14 protein-coding genes are annotated in these 11,926 nt (G+C 61.2%); 11 read left to right on the top strand and 3 right to left on the bottom strand.

Annotated elements, in window-relative coordinates; translation table 11 throughout:
• The first annotated feature begins 13 nt into the window (after positions 1-13).
• The 11 genes from AB6B38_RS14410 to AB6B38_RS14360 all read left to right on the top strand — a co-directional run bounded on the left by AB6B38_RS14410 (position 14) and on the right by AB6B38_RS14360 (position 9,108).
• On the top strand, positions 14-913 hold the full coding sequence (locus AB6B38_RS14410) for a DsbC family protein (protein ID WP_371395117.1): 900 nt from the start codon (positions 14-16) through the stop codon (positions 911-913).
• 11 nt (positions 914-924) lie between these two features.
• The gene (locus tag AB6B38_RS14405; protein ID WP_371395258.1) at positions 925-1,302 is read left to right on the top strand and encodes a hypothetical protein; all 378 of its coding nucleotides are present in this window, start codon (positions 925-927) and stop codon (positions 1,300-1,302) included.
• On the top strand, positions 1,303-3,879 hold the full coding sequence (gene traC, locus AB6B38_RS14400) for a type IV secretion system protein TraC (RefSeq protein ID WP_371395257.1): 2,577 nt from the start codon (positions 1,303-1,305) through the stop codon (positions 3,877-3,879).
• Between the two features lie 3 nt (positions 3,880-3,882).
• Positions 3,883-4,170: a hypothetical protein gene (locus AB6B38_RS14395; protein WP_371395256.1), complete on the top strand. Its 288-nt coding sequence runs from the start codon at positions 3,883-3,885 to the stop codon at positions 4,168-4,170.
• Entirely contained in the window at positions 4,152-4,589 is a 438-nt protein-coding gene (locus tag AB6B38_RS14390; protein WP_371395255.1) for a hypothetical protein, read from the top strand. The genes AB6B38_RS14395 and AB6B38_RS14390 overlap by 19 nt, the downstream gene beginning before the upstream one ends.
• Positions 4,589-5,068, top strand: a complete 480-nt coding sequence (locus AB6B38_RS14385) for a S26 family signal peptidase (protein WP_371395254.1) — start codon at positions 4,589-4,591, stop codon at positions 5,066-5,068. Before AB6B38_RS14390 ends, AB6B38_RS14385 begins: the two co-directional genes overlap by 1 nt.
• A gap of 7 nt (positions 5,069-5,075) precedes the next feature.
• Positions 5,076-5,606, top strand: coding sequence for a DUF2726 domain-containing protein (locus AB6B38_RS14380; protein ID WP_371395253.1), 531 nt, complete (start codon positions 5,076-5,078; stop codon positions 5,604-5,606).
• Between the two features lie 14 nt (positions 5,607-5,620).
• On the top strand, positions 5,621-6,259 hold the full coding sequence (gene traW, locus AB6B38_RS14375) for a type-F conjugative transfer system protein TraW (protein ID WP_371395252.1): 639 nt from the start codon (positions 5,621-5,623) through the stop codon (positions 6,257-6,259).
• Complete coding sequence (gene traU / locus AB6B38_RS14370; protein WP_371395251.1) at positions 6,256-7,272, top strand: conjugal transfer pilus assembly protein TraU; 1,017 nt, start codon at positions 6,256-6,258, stop codon at positions 7,270-7,272. The genes traW and traU overlap by 4 nt, the downstream gene beginning before the upstream one ends.
• A complete protein-coding gene (gene trbC, locus AB6B38_RS14365; RefSeq protein WP_371395250.1) occupies positions 7,242-7,928 on the top strand; it encodes a type-F conjugative transfer system pilin assembly protein TrbC in 687 nt (228 codons plus the stop codon). The genes traU and trbC overlap by 31 nt, the downstream gene beginning before the upstream one ends.
• 233 nt (positions 7,929-8,161) lie before the next feature.
• A protein-coding gene (locus AB6B38_RS14360; RefSeq protein WP_371395249.1) for an IS630 family transposase occupies positions 8,162-9,108 on the top strand; the annotation gives its coding sequence in 2 pieces (ribosomal slippage) (positions 8,162-8,501 and positions 8,501-9,108; 948 coding nt in all).
• Positions 9,109-9,120: 12 nt separating this feature from the next.
• Here AB6B38_RS14360 and AB6B38_RS14355 read toward each other — a convergent pair.
• From AB6B38_RS14355 to AB6B38_RS14345, 3 genes are all read right to left on the bottom strand, one after another.
• Positions 9,121-9,920, bottom strand: a protein-coding gene (locus tag AB6B38_RS14355) for an IS5 family transposase (RefSeq protein ID WP_371392684.1) whose coding sequence is annotated in 2 segments (ribosomal slippage) — positions 9,121-9,582 and positions 9,585-9,920 — 798 coding nt in all. Because the reading frame shifts where the segments join, the coding sequence is not laid out codon by codon here.
• Between the two features lie 230 nt (positions 9,921-10,150).
• Positions 10,151-11,089, bottom strand: coding sequence for a nucleotidyl transferase AbiEii/AbiGii toxin family protein (locus AB6B38_RS14350; RefSeq protein ID WP_371395248.1), 939 nt, complete (start codon positions 11,087-11,089; stop codon positions 10,151-10,153).
• Positions 11,089-11,676, bottom strand: coding sequence for a hypothetical protein (locus AB6B38_RS14345; protein WP_371395247.1), 588 nt, complete (start codon positions 11,674-11,676; stop codon positions 11,089-11,091). The genes AB6B38_RS14350 and AB6B38_RS14345 overlap by 1 nt, the downstream gene beginning before the upstream one ends.
• Positions 11,677-11,926: the final 250 nt, after the last annotated feature.

Here is an 11,926-nt window from a genome sequence, read left to right as displayed (position 1 = left end):
GGGAGCTAGAGGCATGAAGTCACCCAACAAGAAAATTCTGTACGCCGGTGCAGCGGTCCTGATCGCGGTTCTGGGGTCAACAGCGGCCGCTGCGCTCACTGTGGCCCATCTGTCCCGGTCGGACGGCAGGGCGGCTGAAATGACGATTTCCCAGGTGGAAGGGCTCCTTCCAGGGATTGCTGTCACCAGTGTCAATTGCGAGGCCGTGGCGGGTCTTTGCGAGGTGATCGCGGGCGAAAGGATCTTCTATGTAGATCCGCGCCGGGGGTATGCCTACACGGGCTCGATCTACGATCTCGAAGCGCGAGAGGATGTTACAGCACGGCGCCGGGAGGCGGTCGTGGGGTTTGCCAATCTTCTGGCCGGTGACGCTCAGGTGCGCAACGGCGGCCCGGATCGCGTAGCTGGCGGGCAGGGGGCTCAGCCTCCTGCGGTTCCGCCGGGGCGCGGCGGGGAGGCCGTAGTCAGTGTCGAGGTGACGCTGCCGGTGGAGAATGCCGTGGTTCATAATGGCGGACAGGGCCTGCCCGTCCTGCACGTCTTCTCCGATCTGACATGTCCTTATTGCCAGCGCCTGCACAATGAACTGGTCCGCGCGACGGATTTTGAGGTTCGCGAATATTACGTGGACTGGCTTGGCCGGGGAGGGGGCGCACGCGCCGCTCTGGTTCTTTGCGCCGAGGACAGGTCTCAGGCTGCCGACGACATGTACGCCAGCGGTACGGTGTCTGTGTCTCGCGAGCAGGCTGAATGCGCTGCAGAATATGGCCCCGTGATCGCGGCCAACACCTCCTTCGCGTCGAGTTTTGGCATGCGCGGGACACCAACAATGGTGTTTGAGGACGGCCGGCGTCTGCCGGGCGGATATATGCCGCTCGAACAGATCACCGCCTTCATCAATAGCGAAAGCTAGGGGAGGGGGCGATGAAGCTTGGTCATGTATTGAGTGTCATTGTTGCAGCGGGTCTGGTGACAGGCTGCAGCACGTTTCGCGGCTCGTCCGTTTCGGGCGAATGGAGCTGCCGGGCGCTCGGCAACAGCACGTGCGCGGATATCGCGAGCAATGACATCGATGTTCACGAGGTCAGTGCGGGCAGGATCCATGTCGGGCCGCATGGGCCGCTGGTATCGAATGCGCCAGACCGGCCGACTCTCTATGGCCGCCAGATTTTGCGGGTGACGCTCGCCCCGTGGGTTGATGGCGACGGGCGGTATCATGCCGGCACGACGATTTTCGCCCCTTACGGCGACGAGCAGTGGGCGGCACCTGCCAGTGCGCGCGCTCCTGGCCGGGAGCGCTAGATGCTGGGCGCGGCGTTCGACAAACTCGACGGATTGCTGGACCGTATTGGCGTAGGTCCGGCGCTCGATGCTGCCAGCGAGTACCTGCTGGGCGACCGTATTCCGTCTGATCGGGCCCGCTATCACGCACGTGCCAGCTCGATAGCGGGCTATCTGCCGTACCGCACTTATGACGAAGAGAACCGGATATTCGAGAACCTTCATTCGTTTGGCTGGGTGTTGGAAGTCTGGCCCCTGACGGGCGGGGACACCCAAACTGAATCCATTATCCAGGGCGTGCTCGAAGAGGCGATGCCCGATGAAGTGCATGTTCAGATTTCGTCTTACTCGTCGCCCTATGTCGGGACGATTCTCGAAAAATGGGCGGGCCCCCGTGTGAAGCGCGGCGGCGTGATGGAGACGATCGGCCGGCAGCGCGCCGACTATTTCAAGGATATGATCTGGAAGAGCGGTTCTCGCAGCGGGCCATATCATGCCAGAGATTTTAGGGTGTTTGTTTCGGCCTCGATGCCGAAGACAAATGCGACACGTGCGATTGCGAGCCTGATTGAGCTGAGGGAGAGGGTCCAGAAGAGCTTCGACACGCTGGGTCATCCGGCGGAAAGCCTGAACGCGAGCGGTGTGATTTCGCTTGTTTCAGGGTGGCTGAATATGGGTCGCGACACGTGCAATCCGGAGGTTGAATACGACCCGCAAAGCTGGGTCTGCGACCAGATGGTACGCAGCGATAGCTCGATTGAAGTGTTCAAGCCCCGCCTGGAGCTGGAGAATACAGGCTACGGGGTGCATTCGTATCTGAAGGGGACGCTTCGTGCGCGCCAGCTGATGCAGTCGCGCAATGAGGTGCGGACCTTCTCGGTATCCCGCCTTCCGCACGAGTCCAGCCAGTCCATGATGGCCTCGCTTCTTGGCGACTGGTCGCAAGATACGATGCGGCTGTCCGGGTCGGTCTGGAAGACCTTGCAGATCACGTATCTTAGCCGGGAGAAAAGCCAGTCGAAGGCAGGCCTGAGTGCTGCGAAGGCAGGCAGGCAGTTCAGCTCGCCGGTGGCGAAGTTCTTTCCGGCCGTGCTTGAAAAGGCGCGCGAGTGGCAAGCTGCCAATACCGAGGTACAAGATGGCGCCCGGCTGGTGCGGTTCTGTTACCAGATCATGGTGCAATGCCCGCACGGGGCAGGCGAGGAAGCCGAGCGCAATCTGCGCAATCTCTACCGGACGCGTGGGTGGGATCTGGAGCGTAATGATAGCGCCCACCTGATCTCGATGCTGACGCAGCTCCCGATGGGATATGGAGACAATTTCTCGACCGATCTGGAGAATATGCGCCTGCTGAGGACGGGTCTCACCCGCCACATGCCGGCGCTTGCGCCGCTGCAGGGGCAGCCGAAGAGTTTTGGCCATCCGCACATGATGCTTATGACCAGGCTTGGTCAGCCTCTGTTCTGGTCTCAGTTCCAGAATGAGGGCGAGGGCAACCATAATGTGGCCGTGACGGGCGAGTCCGGCTCGGGCAAATCGGTTTTCATGCAGTCGCTTTGCGCGGACGGGCTGGCGGCTGGCTATCATGCGATTGTGGTCGATGATGGCCGGTCTTTCGAGACGATGTGCCATTTGCTCGGTGGTGAGCATGTTGTCTTCCGGGCCGACAAAGCGATTTGCGTCAATCCGTTCTCACTCGTTAGCGAAAAAGCGCTGACCAGCCATGACGACCGGCTTCAGGCACTCGATTCCATTGTCCAGGTGATCGAGTTGATGGCTTTCGGAGAGGAAGGCGCTTCGAGAGATGAGCTGGGTGTAATCGACGAGGCAGTTGGCACGGTCTGGAAGAAGAAGGGCCGCAAGGGCTCAGTCGAAGATGTTCGCCAGATTTTGCTGAAGATGAAAACACCAACGGCCGACCTCATTGCGCAGGGCATGAGTCCTTACGGTGTCGGCCGGTACAAGGAGTTCTTCAACGGACAAGCATCGCTGACCACACACAACCCGTTCACGGTGTACGAGCTTTCGGATCTGGAGAGCATGAAGGAGCTGCGCGGGGTTATCATCCTGTGCCTGCTCTTCCAGGTCGATCAGCGTATGAAGATTGGCGGGCGCGGCCAGCGCAAGATGGTGTTCATCGATGAGGCCTGGCAGATGCTGGGCGGCGGGCCTGCGGCCCGGTTTATCGAGGGCTTTGCCCGTCGTGCGCGCAAGGAAGGTGGTTCGCTCGTGACCGGCACGCAGTCGGTCAATGACTACTACGCGAATGATGGATCTCGCGCTGCGTTCGAGAATAGCGCCTGGCGGATCCTGCTGCGCATCAGTGAGGAAGAGGCGGAGGGCCTTCGCTCCTCCAAGCGTCTTTCGATGGACGACGCCACGCTCGGTACGATCAAGACACTCAAGATGAGCCGCGGCGAGTTCTCCGAAATGCTCATAACCGGACCAGGCACGAAGCTTGTGGCCCGGCTAACGCTCGATCCGTTCACAGCGAAAGCTTTCTCTTCCAGCCCTGCCGATTATGCGCGAATCCGCGCCGGCGTTGAGGCTGGCCGCGATCTGGCTGAGGTCGTGGCTGAGCTGGCGATGAAGGGATAGCCGATGGGCGCGATCTCCCTCTTGCGTCGGGTCGTGGTCCAGCTGGTTTGGGCCGTGGAATGTATCGCCCTGACTTATGGCGGACAGATTGTGCTGCTGCTGCTGGTAACGGGCGGCAATCTGGTACTCGCGTCTGGCCTCCTCGGAAGTTTCCTCACCCACTTCGCGCGCGCTGAAGAAGGCGCTCGCCTGGCGTTCCTTGGCGTGGCTGTGCCGGTCTGGTGCGTATGGCTGGGGATCGTTGTCGCACTACGTTGGAAAGGAAGGCCGCAATGGCTGAATCAAGCATAGAAATCGGCCAAGAGGGCAGGGGCCTTCTGGCAGGGATTCGCCGGGCGTTCGGCGGGATAAACATCGGTGATCTGGCTCTGTGCGGAGCGATCATCATTTCAACCGGACTTAGCCTGCTGGCGCTCCATGAGAGCCGCCAGAAGCAGGACGAAATGGTGATGGTGTCCTATGAACAGCTGGCGTCCCTCTTCGCCAGTGAGATCGTGGAGCTGGTGCCGTCGAGTGAACTGGAAGGGATGACCGATCGCTATCTGGTGACGGCCCATATGCTCACCCAGGAGTTTTCGTCCCGGACCGGCACGGTCGTCATCGCTTCGGAAGCGGTCGTCGGCCGGGGCGATCGTATGACCGACATAACCGGCTGGGTGCATCGCGAGACAATGCGCGAGATCGGCGCTGCGAGGCAAAGGGCGGAGTGATGAACCTGTCCTGGGCGATGATCGGCAGGTTAGGCGGCGTCGTCGCGATTGGCTGCGTGTTTGTCGTGATGCTGAACGTTCAGCCACGCTGGTATGCCGGCCTTAATCTGTCGGAGAGCTTGCCACATTGGGCATTCATCGTGGATCGGGGCGAGCTACCGGGGCGCGGTGAGCTGGCCGTGTTCCCCGCGCCGGAGACGGCGGCTTATCACGGTCTGTTTGTGAAGCGGATCGTGGGTGTGGCGGGCGATCGGATCGAGGTCGAGGGGCGGCGCGTCAGCGTCGCTGGAGACTGGTCCGGTGTCGCGCTCAACGAAAGCCGCGAGGGCAGGGGGCTTGAGCCGATAGCGCCTGGCATCATTCCCGAAGGTTATGTTTTCGCGGTCACGGACGCGCTGGACTCGTATGACAGCCGGTATGCCGAGATCGGATTGATCGCCGTGGAGACGATTGAAGGCCGCGCGATACCTGTTCTGTGAGGTGCAAATGGACATGCTGCTAGGACTGGCGGAGCAACCCCTGTGGATCGTTCTCGGGATACTCGCGGTGTTGATTGTGGTTGCCGCTCGGGCTGGCTGGCTTGGCCTGCGCGTGTCGACGTATGCCTACGAGCGCGTTGACATGTTTTTGAGCCCTGCCGAACGGCGGGCTTTTTTCTGGCTGACACGCCGCGTCGGCCGAAATGGGTTCGTCGCCCCCAAAGTGCGTGTCGCGGATCTGATCCGGATCAGGATGAGAGCAGGCAGTCAGAAAACCTGGTGGCGCGTATTCAGCCAGCTGGCACAGAAGCATGTCGATTTTGTGGTTCTTGATCAGCAGGGTGAAGCTGCTTTTGCGGTCGAAGTCGACGATAGCAGCCATGACCGTCCCGAACGGCGCGTGCGCGACGAGCTGATCAATGACGTATTCGGGCAGGCTCGCATCCCGCTTGTGCGGGTAAAGCCGAACCGGCTGCAAGAAAGTCGCTTGCTCGAACGCGCTATCGAGAACCTTGGCCAGCAGAAGAAGGTGGCGTGATGGGAGCCGGTCTAATGGGAGTGGTTTGTGCGTGGGCCTTGGCCGGTGTTGCGGTGAACGAGGACCATGGCGTGTACGGGGAGACCTGGGAGATCGTGGAGCCGGATCTGTTGGAGTGGATCGCGGAGCGGCTGGCCCGAATGGAGGCCGACGGCCGCATTGACGCATTTAACGAGCAGGCGGCCGAACGCGCGGAAGCGCGGGTTCGTCGTCCTCCGGCCGTGAGAGGAATCCTTCACGCGGAAGAGAGCGAAAGCTGGCTCTACGACCCGACGATCGTAGTGGAGGAAGACATCGTGAACCATGAAGGCGTTGCGTTTGCCCATGCCGGCCAGGAGGTCAATCCGCTCGATACGATAACGCTGACGCGCAGCTATGTGTTCATTGATGGTGATGATGAAGACCAGGTTCGCTTCGGGCTGGAACGCTACCGCAATCGCGAGGGTCTGGTGTCGCTGATCCTCGTGAACGGAGAGCCTTTAGATCTCATGGAGCGCCATCAGAGGCGCTTCTTCTTCGATCAGGAGGGGGTGCTGACGAACCGGTTCGGAATTACGGCCGTGCCCGCCTCTATCGAACAGGAAGGCCGCCTGGTGAGGGTGCGCCAGTATGGGCGCGCTGAATGGCGGGTGATTGACGGAGGCATGCCATGACGAGGCGTTGGCTGGCTGTATTGATGACAAGCCTCGTGATCGGTTTGACCGGCGCAGGGGCCAGCCATGCACAAAGCCGGTGTGAGGGCGGCTTCGTCAATCCTATCGGGGATATCTGCTGGGACTGCATGTTTCCTCTCAGTGTCGGCGGGCTGCAGGTGTCGTTGAGCGGAAATGCGCCCGATACCGATAATCCGACTTTGCCGATCTGCCTGTGCTCGATGCCGACGCCGCCATTCGTGCGCATGGGGATAGCGGTAGGTTTCTGGGAGCCGATCCGGCTTCTCGATGTGTCCAAGCGGCCTTGGTGCTTTGTGAATCTGGGCGGGATCCGGCTGGATCCGGGCTTCGACATTGGAGACAAGGGCCGCACCTTCATCGATGGGCGGTGGTCTGGAGGTCAGTATCACGTCCATTACTATGTCTACCCGCTCTTCTACTGGCTGGAATTGCTGGCAGACGCGGCCTGCCTGGAGCGCGGGCAGTTTGATATCGCCTATATCTCAGAGCTGGATCCGCTCTGGCAGGATGACGAGCTGAGCTATCTCATCCACCCGGAAAGCATCCTGTTCGGCAATCTTCTGGCGCAGGCGGCGTGCGTGGCCGATTGTGCCACGGTCACGACTACGGGTCGCAACGTGCCCGGCATGTATTGGTGCGCCGGGTGCCATGGGTCGATCTACCCGATGAACGGCAATATCCAGAGGGATGCGACACGCGTGCAGGGTGCAGCCCTGGCGGCGGAACGTATGGTCTACAAGATGCATCGTCAGCTGCTGGCTTATCGGACGTCGGGGTCTGCTGCCCTGTGTCAACGACAGCTCGCTCCGATCTGGCCGCGCGAGCAATACCGGTTCCAGCTGGTCAATCCCAACCCTCATGTAAGCGGTCCGGGGACGTGTCCGCGTGTGGGGGTATCGACCGTCATCTATGAGTCCGGCCGGACTTGGCCGGCCACGGGTGAGGATGTTGGCTTCCTGCTTTGGAGGAAAAGAAATTGCTGTGCATTCTGACCATGGGATTGGCTCTGGCGCTGGCTGGAGATGAACCGGCAAGCCCGATTGATCTGGAGGCGGTGGAGCGTATGCGCTCCGGCCTAGAGGCGGCCCGGGATGCTCAGGGGGAGAGCGCCCTGGAATTTGCTGATCGGCTGATGTCATCAGCTGACCGGATCCGTGAGGCGCAAGACGGGGCATTCCCAGATAGCGTGGATCTGGCGCGGCAGGGTTCCGGAGCGGTCGGTGAGATGTTTGGTGGAGATCTCAATATCGAAGGTATGTTCGAGCCGGAAGTGCTAGAAGGTCCGGTCCTTTACGTGCTCGTGAGCCTCGGAATGCCAGATGAGGCGCTTCGCGGCCTGGTGCGGGAAGCCGATGAACTTAATGGCACGATTGTCATTCGGGGCTTCTATGGGGGCGACTGGCAGCAGACCCAGGCCCGGATTATGGATCTCTTTGAAGAGGACGAGACGGGCGGTCTGATGATCGATCCTCGACCGTTTCAGGCATTTGGCGTGTCGGCTGTTCCTGCCATCATTCGCGCAGAGCACGGCGTGGTGCCGTGCGGCGAGCTTGGTTGCACTCCCGAGATGCCGCCCCATGACATGGTTCGCGGGAATATCTCGATCCGCGCAGCACTGGAGATCATGGGATTCCCAATTTATAAATGATCTTATATTTATTCCTAAATATAGGAACAGCACCATATCCTTCCCACAAAATTTACACTTTCATACATAGGCCTATTCATGTGCGGCGATCATTGCTTAAGTCATAGTATTTCTCTGTTGGAGAGGTGTAGTGGTTCGGCCTAGAGCGTTTTCGTCTGTTTCTGACTCGACGGGGATTTCGTTTAGCGGCGAAGCGTGATTCATGGGGTGTCGCCTGTTTGAGGAGGGCGGCCATGAGAACGTTGAGCGAGGATCTTCGGCTTCGTGCCGTGAGGCTTGTTGTCGAGGAGGGATTGTCGCTGCGCGCGGTCGGACGGCGGCTGTGCATCGGGGAGGCGACGGTGGGGCGCTGGGCGCGCCAGTATCGGCGCACGGGCAGCGTTGCGGCGCGGCCGAGAGGCAACCCGGGCCGGTCCCGGCTGGACCCGCACGAGGTGTATCTGCTCGGTCTGATCGAAGACCGCCCCGACATCACGCTGGCGGAGATGGTGGAGCGTCTGGACGCCGACCATGGCGTGCGCGTTCAGCTGAGCACGCTGTGGAGCTTCCTGCGCAAGCGCGGCCTAACGTATAAAAAAAGACCGCGCACGCGAGCGAGCAGAGCCGCGAGGACGTGTTCAAGCGTCGGCTGAAGTGGTTCGAGCATCAGCCCGATCTGGACCCCGCCCGCCTGGTCTTCATCGATGAAAGCGGGGTGTCCACCAAGATGGCCCGTCTGCGCGGACGCTCGCTGCGGGGCGAGCGCTGCCGGGCGCCGGTTCCCCACGGACACTGGAAGACCATCACTCTGGTGGCCGGCCTGCGCCTAAACAGCGTGGCGGCTCCAGCCCTGGTCGACGGCGCCATGGACGGGGAGACCTTCCTGACCTGGATGCGCGGCATGCTGGTCAAGGAGCTCAAGCCCGGCGACGTCGTGGTCATGGACAATCTGCCCGCCCACAAGGTCGCCGGCGTGCGAGATGCCATCGAAGCGGTCGGAGCACGGGTCGCTTACCTGCCGCCCTACAGCCCCGACTTCAATCCGATCGAGAACGCCTTCGCCAAGCTCAAGGCCCTGCTGCGCAAAGCCGCCGCGCGCACCGTCCCCGAGCTCCACGACGCCGTCGCCCAAGCCCTCGACGCCATCACTCCCGCCGAATGCGCCAACTACTTCAAGGCATGCGGATATGAGCCGGAATAGGACGAAAACGCTCTAGGACACAGACTCATAATTTCTGAGCCATATCTGGATAGCGGCGAGTTTGACGAGGGCAAGGTAGTTATCGGCGTGTTTTTCGTAGCGCGTTGCGATGGCCCGGAAGTGTTTGATCTTGCTGAAGAAGCGTTCGACGAGATTGCGGTAGCGATAGAGGAAGGGGCTGAAGCTGGGCGGGTTCTTGCGACGTGAGACCGGTTTGATGCAACCCCATGCACCACGCGATTTTAGGCTGTCGCGCAGGGCGTCGCTGTCATAGGCCCGGTCGGCCAGCAGGATCTGGCCTTCGCCGATCCCGCCGAGCATATCGGTGGCGCTGCGTCCGTCATGGGCCTGGCCGGGCGTGAGCTTGAGTGCGACGGGCAGGCCGTTGGCGTCCACGAGGGCATGGATTTTCGTCGTCAGCCCGCCCCGCGAGCGCCCCATGCATCGGGGGTCAGGAGTGTCTCCGGCGGCGGCGTCCGCGCCCCCTTTTTTGCGTTCGCCCCGTGCTGGTGAACGCGGATCGACGAGCTGTCGATCATCTGGATGTCGCCGTCGTAAGCCGCTGTGATCGCGTCGAATATCCGATCCCAGACGCCCAGCTTGCGCCACCGGACGAAGCGGTTGTAGCAGGTCGTCGCCGGACCGTAGCGCTCCGGGATTTCCGCCCAGGGCGACCCGGTGCGCAAGCGCCAGTAAATCCCGTTGAGCACCTTGCGATCGTCCACACGCGGCACACCGCGCGGCTTGTTCGGCAGCAAGGGTTCGATGATCCACCACTCGAAATCGGTCAACTCGTAGCGGCGACGGCCCATGATCCATATCCTCCTCGCGAAGGTTGAATCAGGCTTCGGCCAAAAACGGAATCCCGTTTATGAGTTTATGACCTAGACTGATCGTGAGGGGGCTCGATCTCCAGCCGCGCCTGCCGACCGAGCGTGCTAAGGCTCAGAAATGACCTTGGAATGGCGCGGACTTAGATTCGAAGTTGAACCGGTGAGTTCGAGGCGCTCAGGTTTCGCACAGAATGTGAGATGCTGGCAGCTCACAAGCGGGCGCCAAATTCGCTGATGCGATCAAGTATGGCCTCCAGCGAAGGCTGGTCGCGGTAGTACAGGCCGCGCGTGGCTGCATAGGCGGCAGCGTATCTCGCGCGGGTCTCGTCATCGGACAGGCGGAAGGCGTCGTTTCGTGTGATGTCCGGCTCGTCTCCCTCGCGGAAGCGTTTCGCCTTGTGCGCCAGATAGGGTTCGGTGCCGATGAAGGCCGTGACCGCCGGATCTCCCAGCAGACAGTAGACGTCGTAATAATGGCGCATGAAGTTGGCGGGCATCTCGCCGGTCTCAGCGTGCAGCCGGTGCTTGGTCGAGATCGTCTGGAGCTTCTCGACGAAGGTGTAGCCCGGTTCATAACAGGGGACGTCGACCGCGCGGTTGTCGGTCAGGTCATCGAGGCCGCTTGCGGCGGCAAGGTCATATGCCCAGGACGAAATCAGTCTCGGCTGGTTGGGCGCAACCTGGTCAAATCCCGCTTCCAGCAGAATGCCGGCCTTCAAGCCTTCCGGTGGCGGGTTGACGGCCGGATAGTGCAGGCGGATGCCCGCGCCGCGGTAAGTCGGGGTATCATCGAACTCGCAATCCCTCTCCACGCCGATGATGCCTGGGATCCGGATTTCTTCCGCCAGCTGGTCGAAAAAGGCGCGCCGCGCCGCGATATGGGAGGGCTTGCTGTGGTTGGGGCCGTAGCGGAGCTCGGTGTCCGGGTGGATCAGGAGATCGATGTCTTCGGAGAACCGGTCAATGAGGCCATAGCCCTTCGACAGGGATGTTCCGCCCTTCAATTCGAACCGGTATCCCGCGGCGTTCAGCCCCCACAGGCAGTGCATGATCCAATAGTCTTTTTCGACCAGACCCGGATCGATCCGTTCATTGCGAGCAGTGACCGCGATGAGGTCTGCGAAGTCCGGAAGCTCGTGAAGGAACATCAGGCCGCTACGCCTTCGGCGAGCACGGGTTCGAGCAGACGCGCGGCTCGGGCCGATCCATACGTGTTCACGACGCGGGCGAGGCGGGCCCTGTCGAGCCGACGCGCGCGCTCCAGGGCTCTGGGCAGAAGCGCCGCCTTGTCCTCGGGCAGCCGGTCGAGATTGTGGAGCAGGTCGACCAGCAGGAATTCCGGCGTGACCGTCTTCGGAAAGGAAGGGCGGACCCTGAAATCATAGGCGCGCCCGTCCAGCTGGAAGCGCCCATGGCGCTTTCGGTTATAGACCACAGGCTCATTGTAGAGCTGCGTCGTGCCGAGCCCGAGACTGTTATAGGCGTTTGGCGAGACCATCAGGAACCGGTCGTCGCGCAGGAAGCCGGACACGAGCTTCTCAGGCGCAGCGGGCGCCTGACCGAACCGGGTGGGGCGGGGCGCCATGTAAAGGCCAGCGCCAACCTTTTCGAGCGTGCCCTCCGTGACCAGCTGCCGGAGATGGCGATCGACCGCGTTCGACCAGCGCGCCAGATCCTGGCGGCGGTAAACCTGTCCGGGCCGAAGCCGCTTTTTCAGGGCGCTCAAGGCGGTCATCGCACGCTCTCCTCAGCTCCGAAATGGGCACCATCGCTGGAGTATGCAAGCATTATTGTTGAAAATCCATGCACATTATAGGGAATATGTCGATAATAATGTCAGTTATGTCAGGGATATAAGCGCTTTTGACGATCTTCTGAATCGAAGAAGTTTCGTATTTTTATGCGGAATGCGGCCCCTGCCAGTGCAAAGCCGGCAGCGCGTCGGGCGTAGCGTCGCTTGACTCCGGCTGTCGTCAGAACAAAAT

Source organism: Glycocaulis abyssi (assembly GCF_041429775.1).
Taxonomy (GTDB): Bacteria; Pseudomonadota; Alphaproteobacteria; order Caulobacterales; family Maricaulaceae; genus Glycocaulis; species Glycocaulis abyssi.
This window is presented reverse-complemented; position numbering and strand designations above follow the sequence as displayed.

Excerpts from the sequence above, each read along its gene's own strand:
- traW (WP_371395252.1), top strand. The coding sequence starts at position 5,621 with ATGGGAGTGGTTTGTGCGTGGGCCTTGGCCGGTGTTGCGGTGAACGAG.
- AB6B38_RS14345 (WP_371395247.1), bottom strand. The coding sequence starts at position 11,676 with ATGACCGCCTTGAGCGCCCTGAAAAAGCGGCTTCGGCCCGGACAGGTT.
- AB6B38_RS14410 (WP_371395117.1), top strand. The coding sequence starts at position 14 with ATGAAGTCACCCAACAAGAAAATTCTGTACGCCGGTGCAGCGGTCCTG.
- traU (WP_371395251.1), top strand. The coding sequence starts at position 6,256 with ATGACGAGGCGTTGGCTGGCTGTATTGATGACAAGCCTCGTGATCGGT.
- AB6B38_RS14380 (WP_371395253.1), top strand. The coding sequence starts at position 5,076 with ATGGACATGCTGCTAGGACTGGCGGAGCAACCCCTGTGGATCGTTCTC.
- AB6B38_RS14385 (WP_371395254.1), top strand. The coding sequence starts at position 4,589 with ATGAACCTGTCCTGGGCGATGATCGGCAGGTTAGGCGGCGTCGTCGCG.
- traC (WP_371395257.1), top strand. The coding sequence starts at position 1,303 with ATGCTGGGCGCGGCGTTCGACAAACTCGACGGATTGCTGGACCGTATT.
- AB6B38_RS14390 (WP_371395255.1), top strand. The coding sequence starts at position 4,152 with ATGGCTGAATCAAGCATAGAAATCGGCCAAGAGGGCAGGGGCCTTCTG.
- AB6B38_RS14395 (WP_371395256.1), top strand. The coding sequence starts at position 3,883 with ATGGGCGCGATCTCCCTCTTGCGTCGGGTCGTGGTCCAGCTGGTTTGG.
- AB6B38_RS14350 (WP_371395248.1), bottom strand. The coding sequence starts at position 11,089 with ATGTTCCTTCACGAGCTTCCGGACTTCGCAGACCTCATCGCGGTCACT.
- AB6B38_RS14405 (WP_371395258.1), top strand. The coding sequence starts at position 925 with ATGAAGCTTGGTCATGTATTGAGTGTCATTGTTGCAGCGGGTCTGGTG.